Here is a 23524-nt window from a genome sequence, read left to right as displayed (position 1 = left end):
CACGGCGCTCGTCGGCGCGGGCGAGGCGCTCCAGCGCAGCGCGGGCACCCTCGGCGGGCCGCTGCTGCCCGAGCCGTCGCCCCCGCGGTCGCCGCGCTCGCGCTCCTGCTCATGCTCGCCGCCGTGCGCTCGCGCGAGCCCCGCGCGCTCGGCTCCGGCGCGGTCGAGTACCGCCGCGTCGCGCACGCCGCGGGGCTCGCCTTCGCCGCCCTCTCGCTCCCCTACCTGCTCTTCGAGTGGCACGACCTCCGGCTGCAGCTGCTCGTGGCGATGCCCGTGGGCCTGATCGCCCTGCTCGTCGGGCGCTGGCAGTGGCGCCGCTGGCTGCTCGAGCGCCGCAAGGCCGGCGAGTGGGCCTCGCGCACCGTGGTCGTCGGCGCGCGCGACGAGGTCGCCTACGTGCTCGAGCGGCTCGACCGGGCCCACGGCCTCGGCTTCCACGTGCTCGGCGCCGCGCTGCGCGGCGGCGGCGGCGACGAGCCGCTGCGCGTGGGCGATCGGATCGTGCCCGCGCTCGGCGCGATGGACGACATCGCCGAGCTCGCGCAGCGCGTCGGCGCCGACACCGTCGTGCTCGCCTCGAACCCCGACGACGACGCCGCGTACCTGCAGCGGCTCAGCCGCCAGCTCGAGGGCACGTGCGCCGAGCTCGTCCTCTACAGCCGGCTCGTCGACGTCGCGGGGCCGCGCATCTCCTATCGCCCGCTCGAGGGCATGCCGCTCATCCAGGTGCGCATCCCCGACTTCGAGGGCGGGCGGCATGCGCTGAAGCGCGCGCTCGACATCGCCGTGGCCGGCCTCGCGCTCGTGCCGATCGCGCTGCTCGCGATCCCGATCGCCATCGCCATCCGCATCGACTCCCCCGGCCCCGTGCTCTTCCGCCAGCAGCGCGTCGGCCGCGACGGGCAGCTGTTCGACATGCTCAAGTTCCGCACGATGCACGTCGACGCAGAGGCCCAGCTCGCCTCCCTGCTCGACCGCAACGAGGGCGCCGGGCCGCTCTTCAAGCTGCGCGACGACCCGCGCGTCACGCGCGTGGGCGGCTTCCTCCGCCGCACCTCGCTCGACGAGCTGCCGCAGTTCTGGAACGCGCTGCGCGGCGAGATGAGCGTCGTCGGCCCCAGGCCGCCGCTGCCCTCCGAGGCCACGAGCTACGACGGCACCGTCGCGCGACGCCTCTACCTGAAGCCCGGCATCACGGGCCTGTGGCAGATCAGCGGCCGCTCCGACCTCTCGTGGGAGGAGAGCGTGCGGCTCGACCTGCGCTACGTCGAGAACTGGTCGGTCATGGACGACATGATGATCATCTGGCACACCGCGAAGCTCGTGCTCCGCCCGCGAGGGGCGTACTGAGATGCGCATCGCGATGCTCGGCACCCGCGGCGTCCCCGCGAGCTACGGCGGCTTCGAGACCGCGGTGGAGGAGATCGGGCGCCGCCTCGTCGAGCGCGGGCACGAGGTGGTCGTCTACGGCGATCGCACCCACCGCCACATCCGCGAGCACCTGGGCATGCGCGTCGTGCACGTGCCCTCCGTGCCGCTGAAGCAGCTCGAGACGCTGTCGCGGACCGCCCTCGCCGCGATGCACGCGGCCACCGCGCCGCCCTTCGACGCCGCCTTCGTCTTCAACGCGGCCAACGCGCCCTTCGTGCCGCTGCTGCGCGCGAGCGGGATCCCCGTCGCCGTGCACGTCGACGGGCTCGAGTGGCGGCGGGCGAAGTGGGGCAGGGCCGGCCGCGGCTACTACCGCTGGGCCGAGCGCACCGCCGTGCGCAGCGCCGACGCGCTCATCGCCGACGCCCCGGGCATCGCCGCCTACTATCGCGAGGAGTTCCAGGCGCCCACCGTGCTGCTGCGCTACGGCGCGCCCATCCTCCAGGACCCCGACCTCGAGCGCGTGCGCGAGGTGGGCCTCGAGCCCGGTCGCTTCCACCTCGTCGTCGCCCGCTTCGAGCCCGAGAACCACGTGCTCGAGATCGTGCGCGGCTACTGCGCCAGCGCCGCGACGATGCCGCTCGCGGTGGTGGGCTCCGCGCCCTACAGCGCGGCGTACACCGACGCGATCCGCACGGAGGCCTCCGGCGACCGCCGGGTGCGGCTGCTCGGCGGCGTCTGGGACGCCGCGCTGCTCGACGCCCTCTACGCGGCCTCCCGCACGTACGTGCACGGCCACTCCGTCGGCGGCACGAACCCCTCGCTGCTGCGCGCGATGGGCGCCGGGGCGGCCGTCGTCGCCTTCGACGTCGCCTTCAACACCGAGGTGCTCGACTCCACCGAGTGGACGTTCCGCACCGAGGCCGACCTCGCGCGGATCCTGCGGCGGGCCGAGACCGACGACCTCGCGGTGGCCTCCCGCGGCGTGCGGGCGCGCGCCCGCGCCGCCGAGGCCTTCCGCTGGGACGAGGTGGCCGAGGGCTACGAGCGGCTCGCGCGCGAGCTCGCCACCTCGGGCGTGCACGCCCCCGTGCGGGGCGCGAGGCGCGTCGCACGGGCCGGCGCCGCGGGCGCCGGGCCGCTGCTGTGACGGGCCGGACGCTGCGACGCGGCGCGAGCGGAGCCCCGACCATGGAGACCTCGACGGCGCTGACCTTCGTCACCGTCGTCTTCGAGCCCGAGCTGCCGCTGCTGCGCCTCCAGGCGCGATCCCTCGCGCGGCACCTCGACCCCGACGCGATCGCCGAGCTGGTGGTGCTCGACAACTGCGCGGGCGGGATGGGGGGCCGCGCGGAGCGGGCGCTGCGCGCGGCCCTCGGCCCGGAGCCTGGGGCCCCGCTGCCGGGTGCTGCGCACGGGCGCGCTCGGCGTCGACGGCGCCGCCGAGGGCTGGCGCAGCCAGCAGGCGGCGAAGCTGCTCGTGGCGCGCCTCGTGCGGACGCCGCACTACGTCGTGCTCGACGCGAAGAACCACCTCATCGCCCCCTGCCGGGCCGCAGACCTCGTCGACGACGGCCGGGCGCGCGGCGCGACGCACTCCTATGCCGAGCATCCCCTGCGCGCCGGGCTCGAGCGCACGCTCGGGGCCCTGGGCGCCGACGCCGCGACGATCGAGGCGCTCGTGCAGGACTTCCCGCGCACCGTCACGCCCTTCGTGCTCGAGGCCGCGCTCGTGCGGCGCATGCTCGACGACGTCGAGGCGCGATCCGGCGAGCCCTTCGCAGCGGCCTTCGAGCGGGCTCGCGCGCTCGAGTTCTTCCTCTACTCCGGCTGGGCGATCCTCCGCGGCGGCGGCGTGCCCGTCGACGGCCGCGAGATCGCAGCGCCGATCGTCTGGCCGCACGACGCGCGCGGCGGCGCCGGGGCGGCGATCGCCGAGGCCGAGGCCAAGGGGGCCGCGTGGTTCGCCGTGCACCGCAGGGCGCTCGCGCGCGGCGCGGGCGTGCGCGCGGAGGCCGCGGCGCTCTGGGTGGCGCGCGGGCTGCTCACGCGCGGCGAGGCGCGTCGGCTGCTGCTGGGGTTCCGGCTCGGCTACGCGCCCGCGGTGCTGCGCGCCCGGCTCGCGCGGCGGCTCCCCGCGCGGCGACCCGCGGCGCGCACTCAGGACTCGGTCGCGGCAGCGGCGCGGCGCGCGGCGGAGCCGCGCCCGTGACGGCCCGTGCGACTGGGCGCGGCCTCGACGTAGTACGTGTGGCGCGCACCGGAGCCGCGCACGCGGTTCAGCACGATGCCGAGGACCGAGCCGCCCGCCGACTCGAGCGAGCGCAGCGTGCTGGCCAGCCTGCTGCCGGCTCGTCGCCGAGGCGTCGACGACGACGACCACGCCGTCGACGAGCGGGGCGAGCAGGTTCGCGTCGGCGACCGTGAGCACGGGCGGCGAGTCGACGATGACCGAGTCGTACTGCTGCGAGACGCGCTCGAGCATCGAGCGGAAGGCGTGCGAGGTGACGACCGTCGCGGGGTTGGGCGGCAGGGCGCCGGAGGTGAGGACGTCCGGTCCCCCCTCGCGCCACGGCACGACCGCCTCGTCGAGCGTGACCTCCCCCATGAGGGCGGTGGTGAGGCCGACCGCGCCGTCGATGCCGAAGAGCTCGCCGACGCGAGGTCGGCGCAGATCCGCGTCGATGACGAGCACGCGCTCGCCCGCATCGGCGAGCGTGAGCGCGAGGTTCGTCGAGAAGGTCGACTTGCCCTCCGCGGGCGAGGACGAGGTGACGAGGATGCGGCGGGCGCTGCCGTCGATCGCCGCGAAGGCGAGCGCCGACTGGATGCGCCGCATGTCCTCGGTGACGGGGCTGTGGGGTTCGCGCGCCACGACGAGCGCGGCGCCGACGTCGCGCGCGGCGCGCACGACGGTGCCGAGCACCGGCAGCTCGGTGACGCGGGCGACGGCCGCGGCGTTCCGCACCTTCGTGTCGGCGATCGTGAGGACGAAGGCCAGCAGCACGCCCAGCATGAGGCCGACCGCCGCCGCGAGGGCGGCGTCGCGCGGCTTGTCCGGCACGGTCTGCACGGTGGGCGCCACCGCGTCGTCGATGACGGTCGCCGTGATGGAGGCCGCGCCCTCCGCGCTCTGCGCGGCGACCTCCTCGACCTGGGCCGAGAGCTCGCGGGCGACGGCGTTCGCGATGTCGGCGGCGCGCTCGGGGTCCCCCGCCGTCGCGGTGACGTCGAGGATCACGGTGCCCTGCGGGATGCCGATCGCGATCGAGCGGGCGAGCTCGCGCGGCGTCAGCGGCAGCTCGAGCTCGGCGATGACGGGCTCGAGCACGCGCGACGAGGTCGCGAGGCGCGCGAACGAGAGCATCTGGTTCTGGGTGTAGGCGCCGCCCTGGTTGAGGTCGGCGCCCGAGGTGCCCTGGTCGAGCGCGAAGTACAGCGAGGCGCGCGACTGGAACTGCGGTGCGACGGTCGACGAGAGCAGGTAGCCCGCCACGCCGCCGACGAGCGCGCACGCGAGCACGAGCGCCCAGAGCTTGCGGAGCGCGTCCCAGGCGGTCGACAGGCTCCACGCCGTGCCCGCATCGGCGCTCCGCGCGCCGCTCATCGCGCCGCCCGACCGCGGCCCGAGATGCTCCTGGGTGCTCCCATGCGAGCGACTGTACCTGCGGATCGCGCATCTTCTGCCACAGATCCGCGCGGCTTCCCCCTAGCGCCGCTGCGCTCCCGCGCCCCCGGGTGGGAGGCTCTGGCATGCGCATCCTGATCGCGTGGGCCGACGACTCCTCGCCCAACCTGGGCGTGCGCGCGCTCGGCCAGGGCTCCGTCGACCTGCTGCGCCGCGCGTGGCCCGACGCCACCTGGACCTTCATGAACTACCGCCGCCGGCCCGAACAGATCCCGTGGGGCAGCGACCGCGCGCTGCTGCGCGAGCGGCTGACGGGCAGGGCGGGCATGCAGCGCTGGCTCGCGGGCTTCGACCTCGTCTGGGACACCCGCTCGGGCGACAGCTTCGCCGACATCTACGGCACGCCCCGGCACCGCACGATGTCGCTCGTGCACGAGTTCGCGGTGCAGGCGGGCACGCCCGTCGTGCTCGCGCCGCAGACCATCGGGCCGTTCGGCACGCTGCAGGGCCGCCTGCTCGCGCGCCGCGGGCTGCGGCGGAGCGCCCTCGTCTTCGCGCGCGATCCGCGCAGCGCCGCCGCGGCCGCCCGCCTCGGGCGCGAGCCCGACGCGGTCGCGAGCGACCTCGTGTTCGGCATCGAGCAGCCGCGCGAGGCCGAGCCCCACGACGTGCTCCTCAACGTCTCCGGGCTCCTCTGGGGCGGCGACGACCACGTAGACGGCGCGGCCTACCGCCGCTCGGTGCACGCGATCGTCGACGGGCTGCTCGCCGACGGCCGTGCGGTGACGCTCCTCCCCCACGTCGTCGACGCCGACGGGCCCGACGACGACGTGCCGGCCGCGCGCGAGCCTCGCCGACCGCTACGGCGGGCGGGTGGGCCTCCGCGTGCCGACGGGGCTCGACGACGCCCGCGCCGCCATCGCGGGCGCGCAGCTCGTCATCAGCGCGCGCATGCACGCGTGCCTCAACGCGCTCTCCACCGGCACGCCCGGCGTCGCGATGGCCTACTCGCGCAAGTTCGCGCCGCTCATGGCCTCGCTCGGCTGGCAGCACGTCGTGCCGCTGCGCGGCACCGACGACGTCGCGGGCGCGGTGCTCGCGGCGGCGCGTCGCGCGTCGCTCGCGGAGGAGGCGGCGGAGGCCCGGCATCGCGGCGCCGCGATGCTCGAGCCGGTGCTCGACCGGGTGGCGTCGCTGTGAGCGGGCTCGAGCGGGAGGTCGAGGCGGTGCTCGCGCGCGACGCGTGCACCGGCTGCGGCCTGTGCGCCCTGCTCGACCCCGCGATCCGGATGGCGCTCGACGACGACGGGCAGCTCCGCCCGCGCGCGACGACGCCGTCGCGCGCCGACGAGCGCGCCGTCGCCGTCTTCCGCGACGCGTGCCCCGGCGTCGTCGTGCACGCGCCGGCGCCTCCGGAGGGCGCCGCGATGCACCCGCTGCTCGGCGCGCACCTGGGCATGTGGACGGCGTGGGCCGCGGATCCGGAGCTGCGCCACGCGGGCAGCAGCGGCGGCGCGCTCACCGCCCTGCACGCGTGGCTGCTCGAGACGGGGCGCGCGGCGCGCGTCGTCGGCGCCGCGGTCGACGCCGACGAGCCGCGGCGCACCGTGCCCGTCACGATCCGCTCGCGCGAGGACGCCCTCCGAGCCGCGGGATCGCGCTACGCGCCCGTCGCCGCCCTCGACAACCCCGACGCCCTGCTGCCCGGCAGCGCGGTGTGCGCGAAGCCCTGCGAGGCCGCGGCGCTCCGGCGCGCCGCGCCCGCGCTCACGGGGGGCGAGGTGCCGCTGCTGCTGTCGTTCTTCTGCGCCGGAACGCCCAGCCAGCGCGCCACCGACGCGCTGCTCGCCGAGCACGGCGTGCCCGCGCACGCGCGTGTGGACGCGCTGCGCTACCGCGGACGCGGCTGGCCGGGCCGCTTCACCGCCTCGGCCGGCGACGCGGTCGTCTCGGTGGACTACGACGAGTCGTGGGGGCGCACGCTCGGCCCGACGACGCGCTGGCGGTGCAAGGTGTGCGCCGACGGCATCGGCGAGGCCGCGGACGTCGTCGCGGCCGACGCGTGGGAGTCCGACGACCGCGGCTTCCCCGCCTTCGCGGAGGGCGAGGGCACGAGCGCGCTCGTCGCTCGCACCCAGCGCGGCCTGCGCGCGATCCTCGAGGCGGAGGCCGCGGGCGTGCTCGTCCTCGGCCCCCTGCAGGCCGAGCGCCTCGCGGCCGCCCAGCCGCTCCAGACCGCGCGTCGCGCGCTCCTGGGCGCCCGCACGCTCGGCGCGCTGCTCGGCGGCCGCGCGGCGCCGCGCTACCCGGGCTACGGCCGCCTGCTCATGCGCTCGCTGCGCACGCCGCGGCTCGCGCTGCGCACCGTGCGCGGCACCTTCGGCCGGGCCAGGCGCTCGGGAGGACTGCCATGACCTCGTCGCTCGCCCGCACCGCTGCGCGCGGCACGCTCTTCACGATGCTCGCCCAGCTCGCGCGCATCCTGCTGCAGCTGCTGTCGGTCGTGGTGCTCGCGCGCCTCCTCTCCCCGCACGACTACGGCCTGCTCGCGATCGTGCTCGTGCTCGTGGGGCTCGGCGAGATCCTGCGCGACTTCGGCCTCACCTCGGCCTCGGTGCAGGCGCCGGAGCTCTCGCGCGGGCAGCGCGACAACCTCTTCTGGATCAACGCGCTCATCGGCGCGGCGCTCGCGCTCGCGATGCTCGCCTCGTCGTGGGCGGTCGGCGCGATCACGGGCGAGGCCGAGATCGTGGGCATGGTGCAATGGCTCGCGCTGCTCTTCCTGCTCAACGGGCTCGCGACCCAGCACCGGGCCGACCTCATGCGGGCCGTGCGGCTGCGGGCGCTCGCCGTGGTCGACGTCACCGCCGCGACCCTCGCGCTCGCGCTCGCGGTCGCTGCGGCAGCGCTCGGCGCCGGGTTCTGGGCGCTCGTCGTGCAGCAGCTCGCGCACGGCACGATCGCGCTGCTCGGCGCGGTGATCGCCGGCCGCTGGCTGCCGCGGCGCTACGACCGCGCGCACCCCGTGCGGCAGCTCATCACCTTCGGCTGGAACCTCGTGGCGGCGAACCTCGTGCAGTACGCCTCGCGCCAGGTCGACACGCTCGTCGTCGCGGGGCAGTTCGGCACGAGCGCGCTGGGCCTCTACAACCGCGCGCACCAGGTGATCATGACCCCGCTCGGGCAGGTGCGCGCGCCCCTGCAGTCGGTGGCGCTCCCCGTGCTCTCGCGGCTGCAGCGGGAGCCCGCGCGGTTCGACGCCTACGTGAGCGCCGCGCAGCTCGCCCTCGGGTACGGGCTGGGCATCCCGCTCGCGCTCGCCGCGGGCCTCGCGGAGCCCGTGGTCGCGATCATGCTCGGCGACGCCTGGATGGACGCGGCGCCGATCCTGCGGCTCTTCGCGGTCGCCGGCATCCTGACGACGCTCTCCTACGTGGGCTACTGGGTCTACGTCGCGCGCGGGCTCGGCGCCTCGCTGCTGCGCTACACGCTCGTGACCTCGGCGATCAAGGTCGCGTGCATCGTCGGCGGTGCCTGGTTCGGGCTCGTCGGGGTCGCCGCGGGCTTCGCGCTGCATCCCGCGATCGCGTGGCCGATCTCGCTGCTGTGGCTCTCGCGCGTGACGCCGCTGCCCGTGCGCAGCCTCTACGCGGGCGCCGCGAGGGTGCTGGCCCTCGCCGTCCTCGTCGGCGCAGGCGCCTGGTTCGCGGGCGTCGCCGTGCTCGACGCGGGTCGCTGGGTCTCGCTCGGCGTCGGTGCCGCCGTGGGGCTCGGCCTCGCCGTGGCCGCCCCGATCCTCCCCGCCTACCGGCGCGACGCGCAGTCGCTGCTCGCCTTCGTGCGGCTCATGGTCGCGCGGCGGTCGCCGTCCGCGGACGCGCCGCCGGCAGGCTGACCGGCGGCCGCGCGAGCTCGGCGTCCTCGCGCTCGCGCAGCCGCCACGCGACGGCGAGGCCGACGAGGAACCACAGGAGCGGGCCGAACTGCGTGATGAGCGCGACCGCGACGAGGCCCGGGAGCTGGCCCGCGACCGCGAGCGCCGCGGGGTTCGGCGAGCGGAGCGCCCCGAGCGCGACCGCGAGCAGCACGAGCGTGAGCACCGCGAGCGGCACCCAGCCGAAGCGCAGCCCCACGAGGAGCAGGGTGCTGTCGATCGAGTCGGCGTACTCGCCGAAGTAGACGCCGTCGACCATGCGGCCCGACCAGTCGCCGGCGCTGCCGAAGGGACGGATCTGCGACAGCAGCGCGAGCTGGCCGCTGCGCGAGTCGGCGCTGCCGCTCGCCTCGTCGCCGGCATCCGCGAACACCGCGCCCAGGAAGGGCACCACGACGCCCACGGCGGCGGCGCCGCCGAGCACGACGAGCCAGCGCACCGAGCGCCGCACGCCCGGCAGGAGCGCCGCGGAGAGCGCGAGCGTGAGCGCGAGCGCGACGAGGCCGATCCGGCTGAAGGTGACGACGACGGCGCCGACGATCACGACGAGCGAGAGCGCCGTGGCCCACGGCCGCCACCGGGCCACGAGCACGAAGGGCGTCGACATCGCGAGCGCGGCCCCCAGCGCGATGGAGTGCCCGAAGGCGCCCTCGGCCCGCAAGAACCCGGCACGGGGCTGCAGCCGCGCCCACTCGGCGGCGTTGCCGGGGCCGGGCAGGGCGACGAAGGCGTTGCGGCCCGTGGCGAACTCGATGAGCGCGAGGATCGCGGCGACGGTCGCGGCCGCGGCGAGGATGCGCGCGATGTCGAGGCCGGGCACGCGCGCGAGCACGAGCCGCCCCCAGATGTAGGGCACGAGCCACTCGAGCACCGCGATGACCGACGCCGAGAGCGTCGACAGCTGCAGCGCGAGCTGCACGAGCACGAGCAGCGCGAAGACCCCGACGAGCACGTCGATCGCACCGAGCCGCACGTCGGTGACGCTCGCGGCGATGGCGGCGAGGGTCATGAGCGTGATGGCCGACCAGACGATGCCGAGCGAGACGCCCACCCAGATCGGCACGAAGAACAGCACGAGCGTCCAGACGACCATCGTCGCCCGCGGGCTCGCACGGAACACGAGGAGCGCGACCGCCCCGACGACGGCGCCCAGCAGGGCCAGCAGCAGCGACGACTCGCTCATCGCTGCCCCTGGCCCTGCCGGCTCACGAGCGCCAACCTATCCGGCGCGTCCGCCCGCCGTCACCCGAGGTCCGTCACCCGCAGCGCGTCGTACGACAGCGTGCCGGGCGCCGTGGCGGTGCTCGCGCGGTTCGCGTGCAGGCCGACCGCGCCGCTCGTGCCGGTCGAGGCGGCGTCGGTCGCCGTCGCCTGCCAGCCGGCGGGCCTCGGCGTGCCCGCCCGCCAGAGGGTCGCGGAGAGCGTCGTCGTGGCGCCGCCGGTGATCTCCGCCTCGAGCGTGAAGGCATCGCCGGCCGACCGGGTGATGCCGGGCACCTGCACGCTGCGGAGCACGGTGGAGCCGCGCTGCAGCACGAGCCAGACGGTGCCGTTGTCGCGCAGCCAGGTGCGCACGCGGTAGTCGTTCGTGCCCTGCGAGCGGAGGATGATGCCGCCGTAGGCGCTGCCCGCCGAGGGCGCCGCGTCGAGCGACAGGTCGACGGCGACCCGCACGTCGCGCAGGGCGACCGAGCGCAGCATGACGTTGCGCGTGGAGCCCGCCGGCAGCGTCACGCGGCCGGTGCCGGAGGCCACCGAGGTCGCCGAGCCGTTGCCGCCCTCGACCGTCCAGGCCCCGCCGACGTCGGCCGTGCCCCAGCCTCCCGTCGTGGTGCGCGAGAAGTCGTCGGCGGCCGCGAACGCCGGCACGGGCGGCGCGGTGGCGACGACCGAGGCCGTCTCGGTGTCGGTGCCGCCGCGGTCGTCGGTGACGGTGAGGGTGACGGTGTAGGTGCCGGCGGCCGCGTAGGTGTGCGAGGCCGTGGCGCCCGAGCCCGGCGCCGTGCCGTCGCCCCAGCTCCACGCGTAGGAGACCACCTCGCCGTCCGCGTCGGCGGAGGCGCTGCCGTCCACCTGGAGCGCGAGCTCCGCGATGGTCGGCGTGAACGCCGCGGTCGGCGCGACGTTCGGCGCCACGACGGCGACGTCGCGCTCCTCGGTGTCGGTGGCGCCGCGGCTGTCGGTGACCGTGAGCGTCACCGCGTAGGTGCCGCCCGCGGCGTAGGCGTGCGTCGGGGTCGCCCCCGTGCCCGTCGTGCCGTCGCCGAAGTCCCAGCTGTAGCCCGTGAGCGTCGCGCCGGAGTCGGCCGCGGAGCCCGTGGCGTCGAACGACGCCGTGAGGTCCGAGGTCGACGACGTGAACGCGGCCGTCGGCGGCAGCTGCCCGTTGCCGATCTGGTGGTGGGCGGCGATCCGCTCGGCGCTCAGCACCCGGTCGTAGACCGCCACCTCGTCGATGTCGCCCGAGAACCAGTTCGAGGTCGGCTGGTTGGGCCAGCTGCCGAGGTTGTCGCCGCCGATCCGCCAGAACCCGCGGAAGCCCTCCCCCGAGGTGGTCGAGGCGTCCTGCGCGACGAGCGCGCCGTCGACGTAGAGGGCGATGCCGCCCGCGCCGAGCGTCGCGACCGCGTGGTGCCACTGGCCGTCGTTGTAGGCCGCGGAGGAGGCGATGGTGCGCACCTGGCCCGGGTAGGCCCCGAAGACGAGCCTGCCGTCGTTCCGCATGTAGATGTGGCGGTCGTAGCTGTTCGAGGTGCCCGTCTGCGCGCTGCCGAAGCCGATGAGCTTGCCGCCCCGGTTCGTCGTGGTGCTGAACCAGAGCTCGAGCGAGAGCGAGGCGGGCGCGAAGGCGCTCGTCGTGGACGAGACCCTGCCGGTGCTCGTGCCGTTGAAGGCCGTCGCGCTCTCGCCCGTGGGCCCGCGCACCGCGCCGGGCGTGCGCACCGTCGCGCCGCTGCCGAAGACGGGCGGGTTGGCGCCCGCGACATCGGCGGTGCTCGTGCCGAGCGGGTAGTAGAGCGTCGCGCCGTCGTCGAGCACGCCGTTCGCGTAGGCCGAGGCCTCGCCGCTCGCGGCCGTGACCGTCACGGGCGAGCTCGTCACCGCGTTCCCGTCGCCGTCGACGGCCCGCACCGTGTAGGTGTAGGTGCCGCCCGGCGCTGCTCCGGTGTCGTCGAAGCTGATCGTGGGCTGGCTCCACCAGGAGCTGCCGACGGTGCGCGAGGCGACGACGCCCGCGGTGCCGGCGCGCAGCAGCTGGTAGGTGAGGTCTCGGTCGTCGCGGTCCCAGTTGCCGGGGATCGAGACGCGCACCCGGCCCGGCAGGGCCGAGCTGGCGGTCGGCGTCCAGGCCGCGGTCGCGATGCGCGGGCCCTGCCGCTTGCCGCTGGGCGGCGAGGTCGAGAACCGCACGATGCCCTGGTAGCGCTGGTTGTTGACGCTCGGGAACTCGCCGGCGATCGCGATGAAGCTGCCGGAGCCGGTGATCGAGAGCCCCGCCTCGCCCATCTCCGTCGCGGTGCCGACCGTGAAGTCGGGGTACCACGCATAGGGCGCGGGCGCCGGGTAGCCGCTCCAGTCCTTGTAGATCGAGCTCACCGAGGGCGAGCGCGTCAGCGTGCCCTGCGCGGAGGCCGAGAAGGCCTCGGCGTAGCGGAAGGTGCGCGGGGTGAGCTCGGGCGCGAGCCCCACCGTGTCGCACTGGTGCGTGTGGCTCGTGGCGTAGACCGTCTGCCCGGTGGACCAGACGCCGTAGTGGTCGCCGTGGCAGTCGGCGATCCAGCGGATGGCGCCGCTGCCGGCCTCGGCGGCGAAGACGCCCTCGAGGTTGCCCGCCTCGACGTTCGCGTAGACCCAGCCGGTGCCGTAGACGCCGGTCGCGTCGGTCGAGAGCGCGAAGATGCCCGCCTTGCCTGCGGTCGTGCCGCTGGACCACCCGTTGATGACGGTCTGCGGCGCGAGCCAGGTCTGGTCGAGGGCGCCCGTCACGGGATCGATGTTCGCGAGGCCGCGCTGCACGACGCCGTTCGTCAGGTAGAAGCGGCCGCCGAGGATGACGCGGCCCGTGCCGGGCTCGAGCACGATGGCGTCGCCCTGCCGGTCGGTCGTCGGCGCCCAGGGCCGCACGGCGCCGTTCGCGGTCGCGAACGCCGCGTTGTTCTGCCGCGCGAGGCCGTTCGCCTGGGTGAAGCGCCCGGTGAGGTAGACGGTGTCGGCGGTGGCGACGATGCCGAAGACGCCGCTGCCGCCCACCGAGGGGGCGAAGCCCGGGACGAGCTGGCCCGTCGCTGCGTCGAGCGCCGCGAAGTTGAAGCGCGAGGCGCCGTTGACCTGGGTGAAGCTGCCGCCGATGTAGACGCGGCGGCCGTCGGGCGAGACCGCGACCGAGCGGACCGGGCCGTTGACCTGGGGCGCCCAGCTGAGGAGCGCGCCCGTCGTGATGTCATAGGCGAGCGCGTTCGAGCGCGGGGTGAGGTTCGTGCCGGGCGCCGCGAGCGGGGCCCTCGCGTTCGAGAAGCCGCCCACGGCGTAGACGGTGTTGCCGATCATCGCCTGCGCCCAGACGTAGCCGGAGTCGATCTGCACGGTGGGCAGCGGGTCGGCGGTGACGACGCTGCCGTCGCGCTGCTGCAGCGTGACGGGCCCGGGAGGAGCGGCGCTCGCGGGCGTGAGCCCCGCGAGCACCATCGCAGCGGCGGCGAGGGTGCTCGCCGCTGCGAGGATGGCGGCCCTCGCGGGCCGGCGACGTGCTGGCATGGTGCTCTCCATCTGTGTCAAGCGGTGGTGCCGGTGAAGACCGCGACCGGCTGGCCGGCGGCGTAGTTGACCGAGACGGTGACCTCGCGGCCGTCGGCTGGGTCGAGCATGAAGACGTAAGAGCCCGTGACGGCGTCGCCGGGCGCGACGGTGCCGCGCAGCGGCGAGGGCGAGCCCGCGGTCGTGTCGATGCCGGGCTCGCCGTCGGCGGCGACGAGGGTGACGACCGCGGAGTCCACCGACTGCGGCTGCTGGGAGCCGTTGCGCGCGAGCACCTCGACGCGGAGGGCCGAGCCCGCGACCTCGCCCGGCGTCGTGGCCGCGACCTGCACGGCCCGGATCGAGACGATCTCGATCTCGAAGCCGGTGTCGAGCGGGATCGCCTCGTCGAGCGGCCCCTCCACGGTGGGGAGCTCCGGCGCCGTCGTCGGGGCAGCTGCGGCCTGCGTGGGCCCGGGCTGCGGCACGGGGGTCGAGCCTGCCGGCGCTCGGCGAGGGCGCCGGGGCCGTGGGGCCGGAGACGGCCGTGCTCTGGCTGGGGGCGGGCGCCGCGGCGGTGCCGCTCGGGCTCGCGGTGGTCGCGGGGCTCGCCGCGCCGCACGCGGTCGCGAGCGACACGACGACGGCTCCGAGGATGCCGACGATGCCGGCGCGCGTGGCTGCGCGCCCTCCGCTGCGAGCCTGCGCTGCCATGGGTCCCCCGATCTCGGATCGCCCGGTCCGAGCGGCCTCCCGGCCGGTCGCACCCTGGGCGATGCTTGGCAGGAGCATGGCATAACACCGTTACTGAAACTGCGTTGTTTCGCTTAGCATGCCCTCAGGCGAGCGCCCGACGGCCGGGCCGGAGGAGGGGGACCCGTGCGGATCCTGTGCGACGCGTTCTGGTGGGACCGCGGCCCGGGCGCGAACCGGACGGTGCAGCGCGAGCTCATCGCCGCTTGGGCAGAGGCCTTCCCCGAGGACCGCCTCGTGCTCGCGCTGCGGCTCGACGCCGCCGCCGACGACCTGCCCGCCGGCGTCGAGGCGGTCCGCACGCGGCTGTGGCCCCACGCCGCGGCCAACCGCTGGGAGCTGCCGCGCCTTGCGGCCCGCCTCGGCGCCGACCTCGCCCTGTGCCACAACTACGCCCCCGCCTCCGGCGCTTCCCTCGTCTTCATCCACGACGTGATGTTCGAGGACCACCCCGAGTGGTTCTCGGCCGCCGAGCGGCGCTACTTCGCGCCGATGCTCCCCTGGGCCCGCCGAGCCTCGGCGATCGCGGCCTCGACGTCGACCGAGGCCGCCCGCATCGCGCGCCTCGCGCCGCACCTCCCGCCCGCGGTCGTCACGGGCCTCGGCGTGCCCGCCGCGCTCGCGGCGCCCGGCACGCGACCCGCGGCCGTGCCCGAGGGGCAGCGCTACGCCGTCGTCGTCGGCCGGCTCAACGTGCGCAAGAACCTCGGCACCGCGATGCTCGCCGCGGCTCGCGCCGCGCGCATCGGTCCCGCCTCGCCCCTCTACGTCGTCGGCGGCACCGCGCACTCCGGCATCGGGGCCGAGATCCCGGAGGCCGCGCGCCCGCTGCTCGAGGACGGCAGCATCGTGCTGCTCGGGCACGTGCCGGACGCCGAGCTCGCCTGGCTCTACGCGAACGCGGCGCTCGTGCTCGCCCTCAGCCTCGACGAGGGCTTCGACATGCCCTCGGTCGAGGCGGCCTCGATGGGGCCGCCGCTCGTCGCGAGCGACATCCCGGTGCACCGGGAGATGGTCGGCGGCATCGCGGCGCTCGTGCCGCCGCTCGACGTCGCGCGCATCGCCGAGGCGATCGACGCCACCTGGGACCGGCGCCCGCCGAGCGCGGCCTCGCGCGCCATCGCCGAGCGCTGCACGTGGGAGGCCGCCGCGCGGAGCCTGCGCGCCGCGGCGGCCGAGCTCGTCAGCGCGCCGCGGCCGGCGCTCCCGCGATGAGCCGCCCGAGCTCGCGCGCCGCCTGATCGACCTCGCGGAGGGCCTGGCGGTGCGCTCCGCCGCGCCTGCCGTGCCCGTCCTCGATGTCGAACGGGTCCGGCGTCGGCCGGAACCATCGGCGCGCCGGCGGCGCGGGCGGCGTGCGCAGGCCCCGCCGCTCGTCGAGGTGCGCCGCGAGCGCGCGCACGGCCCGCTCGCCCTCGTCGAGCCGCTCGCCGTCGACGTCGACGGACTCGAACCCCGCACCGAGCCAGAGCGCCTCGCGGAGCGTGAACGCGCGCCGGCGCGCCGCGGGCACCGCGGCGACCACCGCTGAGCGGATCTCGCGGGTCGCGGCGAGCACGAGGGCCGCGCCGTCCACCGCCTCGGCATCGAGCCTGCCGCGAGCGGTGCCGCGCGCAGCGGGCGCGCCAGTCCGCGCCGTCGCGGAGCGCCACGACGTCCTCGCACGCGCCGGCGCCCTCGATCGCGCGCACGCCCGCGCTCGAGACGACGACGCCGCCGAACCCGCGGGCGGCGAGCTCCTCGCGCAGCACGAGCTCGGCGAGCGGCGAGCGGCAGACGTTCGCGGCGCAGACGACGAGGATGCTGGCCTCGCCCGTCATCGCAGGCTCCCGCGCGCGATGCGGCGGCCGTCGCGGAGCCCGCGCAGGTAGGCGCGCCACGGCGCGAGCGAGCGCAGCAGCCTGCGCACGACCGCCGCGCAGCACGACGCCGCGCGCGACGCGCGCGTCGCTGCGCCGCCACCGCCGCACGTCGACGCCGTCGAGGTGCTTGACCGCGTAGAGCATGCGGTTGCGGATGTTGAAGTAGTAGTACGCCTCCGACTTCGCGCGGCCGGGCGCCGAGGCCTCCTGCGTCCCGCCGGGCTCGTGCACGACCACGGCGTCGACGAGCGCCATCCTCGCGCCCGCGTCGAGCGCCCGGTGCGAGAGGTCGATGTCCTCCCAGTAGAGGAAGTAGTCCTCGTCGAAGCCGCCGAGGCGCCGCCAGAGCGGGGCCGAGACGGCGAAGCACGCGCCCGTCGCCCAGGCCCGCCGCCGGGCGTCGGGCTCGCGCGCCCTGGCGGAGGCCGCGCGCACCCGGCCGTCGTCGAGGTAGAGGTCGGCGCCCGCGAACCACGGCCGCCCCTCGCCCGAGAGGATCGTGGGCGAGGCGAGCAGCATCGGGTCGGCGGCCACCGCCGCGACGAGGCGTTCGAGCGAGGCCGCGTCGGTCGTCGCGTCCGGGTTGAGCGCCACGAGCACCTCGGCACCGTCCTCGAGCGCCGCGGCGGCGCCCGCGTTCGTGCCGCCGCCGAAGCCCGCGTTCTCGTCGAGCAGCAGCGTGCGCCAGCCGTGCCGCTCGCCGAGCGCGCGCACGCGCTCGCGCTCGGCGCCGCTCGAGAAGCAGTCGACGACGACGACCGTGCCGCCCTCCGGCAGCTCGAGCCGCGCGGCGTTTCGGGCGAGCAGCGCGCTCGAGCCGAAGCTCACGACGACGACCGCGAAGCGCGTGGGCGCCGCGCCGCTCATGCGGCCGCCGAGGCGCGGTCGATGCCGCGGATCTCTCGGTACCAGCGCACGGCGGCGAGCACGAGGAAGGCGCCGTTCAGGGCCGCGAGCGCCGCGTAGGCCCACAGGAACCCGGTCGTCCAGCCCCACAGCGCGAAGAGCAGGCACTGGAGGCCGAAGTCGGTGGGCAGCAGCAGCAGCGACCTGCCGAGCGTGCCGCCGCCGCGCGCGTGCGTCGAGGCGACGCCCGCCTTGCCCTTCAGCAGGTCGTTGAGGAGCATGCCGAAGAAGGTGACGACGCCGACGATCGAGGCGACGAGGGGCACGAGCATCCACGCGGTGTCGCGCACGGGCGTGTGCAGCCACAGCGCGAGCAGCACGGCGAGGTGCAGGCAGGCGATCTTCAGCGCGTCGACGAAGTGGTCGAGCCACTCCCCCGCGAGGCTCCCGCCGCCGCGGAGCCGCGCGATCTGGCCGTCGGCCGAGTCCCAGGCGTAGCCGAGCACGAGCAGCGCGGCGACGACGAGGCCCGTCCACCACGCGGCGGGCAGCAGCACGAGCAGCGCGATGCCGAGGAAGGTGTGGGCGGCGCTCACCGCCGTCGCGCCGTTGGGCGTCCACCCGCGGCGGTGCGCCGCCGCGGCGAGCACGCGGCCGATCCGGCGGTTGACGTAGACGGAGTACGCGGGCGCGCCGCGCGCGTGCCCCTTCTGGGCGGCCGCGAGCCGCCGATGGGCGTCGACGAAGGACTCGGACACGGCAGGCACCCCTGTCAGCTGCACCCCGACCGCTGCCGCCCGGAGCCCGGACGCGCGGGATTGGGATGAGTGTAGGGCCTCGCCCGCGGCGCGCAAGGTGGCATGCTGAGCCGCATGACGAGCTCTGCGCCCCGCCCGATCCGGGTGATGCAGTCGTTCGCCGCGGTGCGCCCCACCACCAACCCCTACCTGCACATGCTCGACGCCGCGCTCGCGGCGACGCCCGGCGTCGAGCACCTGCGGCTCGACCGCCGCCGCGCGCTGCTGGGCCGCTACGACGCCCTGCACCTGCACTGGCCGGAGACGCTGCTGGGCGGCTCGACGCCCTCCCGCGCCCTCGCGCGCCGCGCCTTCGCGCTCGCGCTGCGCATCCGGCTCTCGATCACGCCCGTCGCGCTCGTGCGGACGGCGCACAACCTCGGGCTGCCGGAGGGCGCGCGCGGCTGGGATCGGCGCTTCCTCGCGTGGGTCGAGCGGCGGGCCGACCACCGCATCCTCCTCAACAGCCACACGCCCGTGCCGGAGGGCTCGGGCGCGACCCTCATCCCGCACGGGCACTACGTCGACTGGTTCGCGCCGATGCCGCAGGCGGCGGCCGAGCCGGGCCTGCTCGCCTACGTGGGGCTCATCCGCCCGTACAAGGGCGTGGAGGGGCTGCTCGACGCGTTCGCCGCGACGGGCGCCGAGGGCGGCGCGCTGCGCCTCCGCGTCGCGGGCTCGCCCACGTCGCCCGCCATCGAGCGCGAGGTGCGGGGCCGAGCGGCGGCGGACCCGCGGGTCGAGCTCGACCTGCGCTACCTCACCGAGGCCGACTTCGCGGACACCGTTACACGATCGTCCGGCGTGGTGCTACCGTACCGAGCCATGCACAACTCGGGCTCGGTCCTCGCGGCGCTCTCGCTGCGCCGGCCGGTGCTCGTGCCCGCAGGCCCCGTGGTCGAGGCGCTCGCCGACGAGGTGGGCCCGGGCTGGATCCGCACCTTCGAGGGCGACCTCGCGGCCGACGACCTGCTGCGCTTCGCGGAGGCCGCGGCGAGCCCGCCCGCGTCGCCGCCCGACCTCTCGGCGCGCGACTGGCGCGACGCGGGCGTCGCCCACCGCGAGGCCTTCCGCGCGGCGGTCGCGCACCGGAGGGCCGCGCGATGAGCGCCGGCGCCCCGGCGCCCCGCGTCGTGATCGCGGTGCCCACCTACCGGCGCACCGCCCTGCTGCCCGAGCTCGTCGCGGCGATCGCGGCCGACGCGGCCGAGGCGCCGGCGCAGTGGCGCATCCTGCTGGTCGACAACGACCCGGAGGCGTCGGCGCGCGAGACGGCGGCGGCGCTCGGCGTCGGGCACCTCCACGTGCCCGCTCCCGGCATCGCGGCGGCGAGGCAGGCGGCGCTCGAGGCCGCGGAGGGCGACGAGCTCGTCGTCATGATCGACGACGACCTCGTGCCCGAGCCCGGCTGGCTCGCGGGGCTCGTCGAGACCTGGCAGGCGCACCGGCCCGACGCGGTCATGGGCTTCGTGCGCTACGTGTGGCCCGAGGGCACCGACCCGTGGGTCGCGGCCGGCGGCTTCATGCGCCGCACGCGCTTCCCCACCGGCACGCCGCTGCAGGCGCTCTCGACCGGCAACGTGCTCATCGACCCGCGGCGGGCGCGCGAGCTCGGCGTCGCCTTCGACGTCGCGCTCGGGCTCTCCGGCGGCTCCGACCTCGACTTCGGGCACCGCCTCCTCGCGGCCGGCGGCACGATCGTCGCCTCCGCCGAGTCGGTCGCGCGCGACGACATCGTCGCCGCCCGCACGACGCGCGCCTTCGTGCATCGCAGGGCCGTCTGCCAGGGGCAGGTGCGCGTGCGCATCATGAGCCGCGACGAGCCTGCCCTCGGCGCGCGCGGCGAAGCGCGCGGGACACCTCGTGGGCGGGCTCGCGCGCGTGCCCGTGTTCGCCGCGGCGGAGCGGCTCGCGCGCCTGCGCGGCGACGTGGCCGCGAGCGCCACCTTCCAGCGCAGGCTGTGGTTCGCGCAGGGCAGGGTGCTGGGCGCGCTCGGCCGCTTCGAGCCCGAGTACGGCCGCCCCGCCCCTGCAGCGCCTGCCGCTCCCGCATCCTGATCACCGCGTGCTACTGTGCGTAACAGCGTTACGGAACAGGAGGCGTCGAGCCCAGCGCGCGGCGCCCGACCCCACGGGGGGGCGTGCATGGCACAGCGGATCGGCTACGCGGCGGGGGCCTTCGACCTCTTCCACGTCGGGCACCTGAACATCCTCCGCCACGCCCGCGAGCGTTGCGACGTGCTCATCGCCGGCGTCGTGAGCGACGAGATGCTGCAGCTCGTCAAGGGCATCAGCCCCGTCGTGCCCGAGGTCGAGCGCGTCGAGATCGTGCGCGCGGTGCGGTACGTCGATCGCGTGCACGTGGAGTCGACGCCCGACAAGGTCGACGCGTGGCGCGAGCTCGGCTTCACGCACTGCTTCAAGGGCGACGACTGGCGCGGCACCGAGAAGGGGCTGCGCCTCGAGCAGTCGCTCGGCGCCCACGGCGTCGAGGTCGTGTACTTCCCCTACACCGCGCACACCTCGAGCACCGCGCTGCGCCGCGCCCTCGCCCAGCTCGACGCCGCCGCCACCGGCTCCTGAGCGGGCCTCCGCCGCTCGCCGGCCTCGGGCCTCCGCGACCTCGGGATCGCCCGCCTCAGGCCCGCGAGGCGAGGAACGCGTACACCTCGGTCTCGTCGACGCCCGGGAACGCGCCCGGCGGCAGCGCCGCGAGCAGGTGCGAGTGCGCCCTCGCGCTCGGCCACGCCTGCCCCGCCCAGTCGGCGAGCAGCTCGGCCGGCGGCTGCCGGCAGCAGGTGGGATCCGGGCACGCGGACCGCGAGCGGTGCTTCGTGGCGCGGCCGCGGAACCAGCGCGCCTGGCTGAAGGGCACGCCGATCGAGAGCGAGAACTCGCCCTGCGGGCTGCGCTCGGTCATCGCGGTGCACCAGAACGTGCCCGCGGGCGTCTCGGTGTACTGCTCGAAGGCGTTCACGCGGTCGGCCGCGTCGAAGACCTCGCGGCTCGTCCAGGAGCGGCACACGGGCTGGCCTTCGATGGCTCCCGTGTGGTCGGCGGGGAAGGTGACGCCGTCGTTCTCGTAGGCCTTGTAGATGATCCCCGACTCGTGCACCTTCTGGAAGTGCAGCGGGATGCCCAGGTGCACGGTCGCGAGGTTCGTGAGGCGATGGGCGGCCGCCTCGTACGAGACGGCGAAGGCGTCGCGGAGGTCCTCGACCGCGAGCTGCCGCGCCTGCTTCGCCTCGGCGAGGAACGCGACGGCGGTGCGCTCGGGCATGAGGAGGGCGGCCGCGAAGTAGTTCGTCTCGATCCGCTGCCGCAGGAACTCCCCGTAGTCGCGCGGCACCGCGTGGCCGAGCACGTGGTGCCCGAGCGCCTGCAGCAGCACCGAGCGCGGGTCGTGGCCCGTGCGCTGCGAGCGCGAGAGGTAGATGCGGCGGTGCTTGAGGTCGGTGACGGAGCGGGTGGAGTGCGGCAGGTCGGCGGCGTCGTGCACCGTGAAGCCGAGGCGCTCGGTGACCGCGGCGACGAGGTGCTGCGAGAGCGGGCCCGCCTGGTAGCCGACGCGCTCGAGCACGCGCCGCGCCTCCGCCTCGATCTCGGGGAAGTGGTTGTCGCGCGCGCGCATCTCGGCCCGCAGCTGCGTGTTCGCGCGCCGCGCCTCCTCGGGCGTCGCGACGCGCTCCTCCTGCGCCCGATCCAGCCGCTCGACGAGCGCGAGCACCGTCTCGAGCACGTCGTCGGGCGTGCGCGGGCCGATGCGGAACGTGGGCAGCTGCGCCTGCTGCCAGGCGCTCGAGGCCATGACGCGCTCGAGCTCCAGCTCGCGGGCGGCGCGCGCCGAGGGCGGCGCGGTGCCCGTGAGCGCGTCGAGGCCGACGCCGTAGAGGGCCGCGAGCTGCTGCAGGGCCGAGAAGCGCGCTTCCCGCTTGCCGGTCTCGATCGCCGAGAGCTGGCTCGGCGCGATGCCGGTGGCGTCGCGCACGGCGTCGAGGGTGAGGCCCGCGCGCCTGCGGTGGTGGCGGAGGGCCTTGCCGAGGTGCCGGGCGTCGACCTCGGCGGGCGGCCGCTCGTGCGCGGGTGCGCTGCGGTGCCATGCGCCGGGCGGCGAGAGGGCGGCGTCGTCCATGCGGCGATCGTACGGCCGCTGCGGCGCGCGCGGACTCCTCCCGGATGCGAGAGAAGTGCACTTCTTCACATCGCGCAGGGGGCGCACGGCCGCAGAAGTGCCCGCAGAGTGGCTTCCACCACCCCCGATGGGGGCGATGACGAGGAGGACATCATGCAGGAGCAGACCCCGGCGCAGACGCCGAGCACCATGGCCGAGCAGGCCGCGCGCCTCGAGCTCGAGTGGGCCGCCGACCCCCGCTGGAGCGGCGTCGAGCGCGACTACTCGGCCGCCGACGTCGTCCGTCTCCAGGGCTCGGTCGTCGAGGAGCGCACGCTCGCCCGCCGCGGCGCCGAGCGCCTCTTCCACCGCCTCACGACCGACGAGTCGCCCGTGCGCGCGCTCGGCGCCCTCACCGGCAACCAGGCCGTGCAGCAGGTGCGCGCGGGCCTCGAGGCCATCTACCTCTCGGGGTGGCAGGTGGCGGCCGACGCGAACCTCGCGGGCCAGACCTACCCCGACCAGTCGCTCTACCCCGCCAACTCCGTGCCCGCGGTCGTGCGCCGCATCAACAACGCGCTGCAGCGTGCCGACCAGGTCGAGCGCGGCGAGACGGGAGCGACGAGCCGCGACTGGCTCGCGCCGATCGTCGCCGACGCCGAGGCCGGCTTCGGCGGCCCGCTCAACGCCTTCGAGCTCATGCGCGGCATGATCGCCTCGGGCGCGGCCGGCGTGCACTGGGAGGACCAGCTGGCGAGCGAGAAGAAGTGCGGCCACCTGGGCGGCAAGGTGCTCATCCCCACGCAGCAGCACGTCCGCACGCTGAACGCCGCGCGCCTCGCGGCCGACGTCGAGCAGGTGCCGAGCGTCATCATCGCCCGCACCGACGCCGAGGCGGCGACGCTGCTCACGAGCGACGTCGACGAGCGCGACCGCCCCTTCCTCACCGGCGGCCGCACGAGCGAGGGCTTCTACGAGGTGCGGAACGGCATCGAGCCGTGCATCGCGCGCGGCCGCGCCTACGCGCCGTACGCCGACCTCCTGTGGATGGAGACGGGCAAGCCCGACCTCGAGGTCGCGCGCCGCTTCGCCGAGGGCATCAAGGCCGAGTTCCCCGACCAGCTGCTCGCCTACAACTGCTCGCCCTCGTTCAACTGGCGCAAGCACCTCGACGACGCCGACATCGCGCGCTTCCAGCGGGAGCTGGGCGCCATGGGCTTCCGCTTCCAGTTCATCACCCTCGCGGGCTTCCACGCCCTCAACCACTCGATGTTCGAGCTCGCCAAGGGCTACGCCGAGCACGACATGACGGCCTACGTCGCCCTCCAGGAGCGCGAGTTCGCCGCCGAGGCGGAGGGCTACACGGCCACGAAGCACCAGCGCGAGGTCGGTACCGGCTGGTTCGACCTCGTCGCCACCGCCCTCAACCCCGCCTCGGGCACGCTCGCGCTCGCGGGCAGCACCGAGACCGAGCAGTTCCACTGA

Annotated in this window: 17 protein-coding genes and 3 pseudogenes; 12 read left to right on the top strand and 8 right to left on the bottom strand. The window is 75.9% G+C overall.

Going from position 1 to position 23524, the window contains the following annotated elements; translation table 11 throughout:
• Positions 1-123 precede the first annotated feature (123 nt).
• From OVA14_RS09520 to OVA14_RS13895, 3 genes are all read left to right on the top strand, one after another.
• Positions 124-1353 (top strand): sugar transferase, encoded by a 1230-nt coding sequence (locus tag OVA14_RS09520; RefSeq protein WP_267503654.1) that lies wholly within the window; start codon positions 124-126, stop codon positions 1351-1353.
• 1 nt (position 1354) lies between these two features.
• A complete protein-coding gene (locus OVA14_RS09515; protein ID WP_267503653.1) occupies positions 1355-2524 on the top strand; it encodes a DUF1972 domain-containing protein in 1170 nt (389 codons plus the stop codon).
• A gap of 255 nt (positions 2525-2779) precedes the next feature.
• Positions 2780-3586 carry a DUF6492 family protein gene (locus OVA14_RS13895; RefSeq protein ID WP_420710656.1) on the top strand — a complete coding sequence of 269 codons (807 nt, stop codon included), beginning with the start codon at positions 2780-2782 and terminating at the stop codon, positions 3584-3586.
• Positions 3587-3763: 177 nt separating this feature from the next.
• Here OVA14_RS13895 and OVA14_RS13890 read toward each other — a convergent pair.
• Positions 3764-4981: pseudogene (locus tag OVA14_RS13890) on the bottom strand (polysaccharide biosynthesis tyrosine autokinase); the annotation flags it as partial.
• Positions 4982-5127: 146 nt separating this feature from the next.
• Between OVA14_RS13890 and OVA14_RS13885 the strand changes: the two are divergent.
• The 4 genes and pseudogenes from OVA14_RS13885 to OVA14_RS09490 all read left to right on the top strand — a co-directional run.
• A pseudogene (locus OVA14_RS13885) lies at positions 5128-5778 on the top strand (polysaccharide pyruvyl transferase family protein); the annotation flags it as partial.
• Between the two features lie 97 nt (positions 5779-5875).
• Entirely contained in the window at positions 5876-6202 is a 327-nt protein-coding gene (locus OVA14_RS13880; protein ID WP_420710655.1) for a polysaccharide pyruvyl transferase family protein, read from the top strand.
• Between the two features lie 89 nt (positions 6203-6291).
• On the top strand, positions 6292-7416 hold the full coding sequence (locus tag OVA14_RS13875; protein ID WP_420710654.1) for a Coenzyme F420 hydrogenase/dehydrogenase, beta subunit C-terminal domain: 1125 nt from the start codon (positions 6292-6294) through the stop codon (positions 7414-7416).
• Positions 7413-8897, top strand: coding sequence for a lipopolysaccharide biosynthesis protein (locus OVA14_RS09490; protein WP_267503651.1), 1485 nt, complete (start codon positions 7413-7415; stop codon positions 8895-8897). Before OVA14_RS13875 ends, OVA14_RS09490 begins: the two co-directional genes overlap by 4 nt.
• On the opposite strand, the gene OVA14_RS09485 is transcribed toward OVA14_RS09490, so the two are convergent.
• From OVA14_RS09485 to OVA14_RS09475, 3 genes are read right to left on the bottom strand one after another with little or no spacing between them, the layout of a single operon-like run.
• Positions 8848-10119 (bottom strand): hypothetical protein, encoded by a 1272-nt coding sequence (locus tag OVA14_RS09485; RefSeq protein WP_267503650.1) that lies wholly within the window; start codon positions 10117-10119, stop codon positions 8848-8850. The genes OVA14_RS09490 and OVA14_RS09485 overlap by 50 nt on opposite strands.
• Positions 10120-10178: 59 nt before the next feature.
• Positions 10179-13691, bottom strand: coding sequence for a PKD domain-containing protein (locus OVA14_RS09480; protein ID WP_267503649.1), 3513 nt, complete (start codon positions 13689-13691; stop codon positions 10179-10181).
• A 17-nt stretch (positions 13692-13708) separates the two neighbouring features.
• Entirely contained in the window at positions 13709-14158 is a 450-nt protein-coding gene (locus tag OVA14_RS09475) for a hypothetical protein (protein ID WP_267503648.1), read from the bottom strand.
• Between the two features lie 391 nt (positions 14159-14549).
• Between OVA14_RS09475 and OVA14_RS09470 the strand changes: the two genes are divergently transcribed.
• The gene (locus OVA14_RS09470) at positions 14550-15638 is read left to right on the top strand and encodes a glycosyltransferase (RefSeq protein ID WP_267503647.1); all 1089 of its coding nucleotides are present in this window, start codon (positions 14550-14552) and stop codon (positions 15636-15638) included.
• On the opposite strand, the gene OVA14_RS09465 is transcribed toward OVA14_RS09470, so the two are convergent.
• The 3 genes and pseudogenes from OVA14_RS09465 to OVA14_RS09455 form a co-directional block, all read right to left on the bottom strand.
• Positions 15607-15999, bottom strand: coding sequence for a hypothetical protein (locus OVA14_RS09465; RefSeq protein WP_267505604.1), 393 nt, complete (start codon positions 15997-15999; stop codon positions 15607-15609). The two genes, OVA14_RS09470 and OVA14_RS09465, sit on opposite strands and share 32 nt — an antisense overlap.
• 79 nt (positions 16000-16078) lie before the next feature.
• Positions 16079-16243: pseudogene (locus OVA14_RS09460) on the bottom strand (low molecular weight phosphotyrosine protein phosphatase); the annotation flags it as partial.
• A gap of 905 nt (positions 16244-17148) precedes the next feature.
• Entirely contained in the window at positions 17149-17889 is a 741-nt protein-coding gene (locus OVA14_RS09455; RefSeq protein WP_267503646.1) for a CDP-alcohol phosphatidyltransferase family protein, read from the bottom strand.
• Between the two features lie 114 nt (positions 17890-18003).
• Here OVA14_RS09455 and OVA14_RS09450 point away from each other — a divergent pair, with 114 nt between their 5' ends.
• From OVA14_RS09450 to OVA14_RS09440, 3 genes are all read left to right on the top strand, one after another.
• The gene (locus OVA14_RS09450) at positions 18004-19035 is read left to right on the top strand and encodes a glycosyl transferase (RefSeq protein WP_267503645.1); all 1032 of its coding nucleotides are present in this window, start codon (positions 18004-18006) and stop codon (positions 19033-19035) included.
• Positions 19032-20009: a glycosyltransferase family 2 protein gene (locus tag OVA14_RS09445; protein ID WP_267503644.1), complete on the top strand. Its 978-nt coding sequence runs from the start codon at positions 19032-19034 to the stop codon at positions 20007-20009. The genes OVA14_RS09450 and OVA14_RS09445 overlap by 4 nt, the downstream gene beginning before the upstream one ends.
• Before the next feature lie 64 nt (positions 20010-20073).
• Complete coding sequence (locus OVA14_RS09440; protein ID WP_267503643.1) at positions 20074-20511, top strand: adenylyltransferase/cytidyltransferase family protein; 438 nt, start codon at positions 20074-20076, stop codon at positions 20509-20511.
• Between the two features lie 55 nt (positions 20512-20566).
• Here the strand turns inward: OVA14_RS09440 and OVA14_RS09435 are convergent, their stop codons facing one another.
• Entirely contained in the window at positions 20567-22060 is a 1494-nt protein-coding gene (locus tag OVA14_RS09435; RefSeq protein WP_267503642.1) for a helix-turn-helix transcriptional regulator, read from the bottom strand.
• Between the two features lie 153 nt (positions 22061-22213).
• Here OVA14_RS09435 and aceA point away from each other — a divergent pair, with 153 nt between their 5' ends.
• A complete protein-coding gene (gene aceA, locus OVA14_RS09430) occupies positions 22214-23524 on the top strand; it encodes an isocitrate lyase (RefSeq protein ID WP_420710583.1) in 1311 nt (436 codons plus the stop codon).

Source organism: Agrococcus sp. SL85, from assembly GCF_026625845.1.
Classification (GTDB): Bacteria; Actinomycetota; Actinomycetes; order Actinomycetales; family Microbacteriaceae; genus Agrococcus.
This window is presented reverse-complemented; position numbering and strand designations above follow the sequence as displayed.

Excerpts from the sequence above, each read along its gene's own strand:
- OVA14_RS09515 (WP_267503653.1), top strand. The coding sequence starts at position 1,355 with ATGCGCATCGCGATGCTCGGCACCCGCGGCGTCCCCGCGAGCTACGGC.
- OVA14_RS09440 (WP_267503643.1), top strand. The coding sequence starts at position 20,074 with ATGGCACAGCGGATCGGCTACGCGGCGGGGGCCTTCGACCTCTTCCAC.
- OVA14_RS09480 (WP_267503649.1), bottom strand. The coding sequence starts at position 13,691 with ATGCCAGCACGTCGCCGGCCCGCGAGGGCCGCCATCCTCGCAGCGGCG.
- aceA (WP_420710583.1), top strand. The coding sequence starts at position 22,214 with ATGCAGGAGCAGACCCCGGCGCAGACGCCGAGCACCATGGCCGAGCAG.
- OVA14_RS09445 (WP_267503644.1), top strand. The coding sequence starts at position 19,032 with ATGAGCGCCGGCGCCCCGGCGCCCCGCGTCGTGATCGCGGTGCCCACC.
- OVA14_RS09435 (WP_267503642.1), bottom strand. The coding sequence starts at position 22,060 with ATGGACGACGCCGCCCTCTCGCCGCCCGGCGCATGGCACCGCAGCGCA.
- OVA14_RS13875 (WP_420710654.1), top strand. The coding sequence starts at position 6,292 with ATGGCGCTCGACGACGACGGGCAGCTCCGCCCGCGCGCGACGACGCCG.
- OVA14_RS09490 (WP_267503651.1), top strand. The coding sequence starts at position 7,413 with ATGACCTCGTCGCTCGCCCGCACCGCTGCGCGCGGCACGCTCTTCACG.
- OVA14_RS09485 (WP_267503650.1), bottom strand. The coding sequence starts at position 10,119 with ATGAGCGAGTCGTCGCTGCTGCTGGCCCTGCTGGGCGCCGTCGTCGGG.
- OVA14_RS09450 (WP_267503645.1), top strand. The coding sequence starts at position 18,004 with ATGACGAGCTCTGCGCCCCGCCCGATCCGGGTGATGCAGTCGTTCGCC.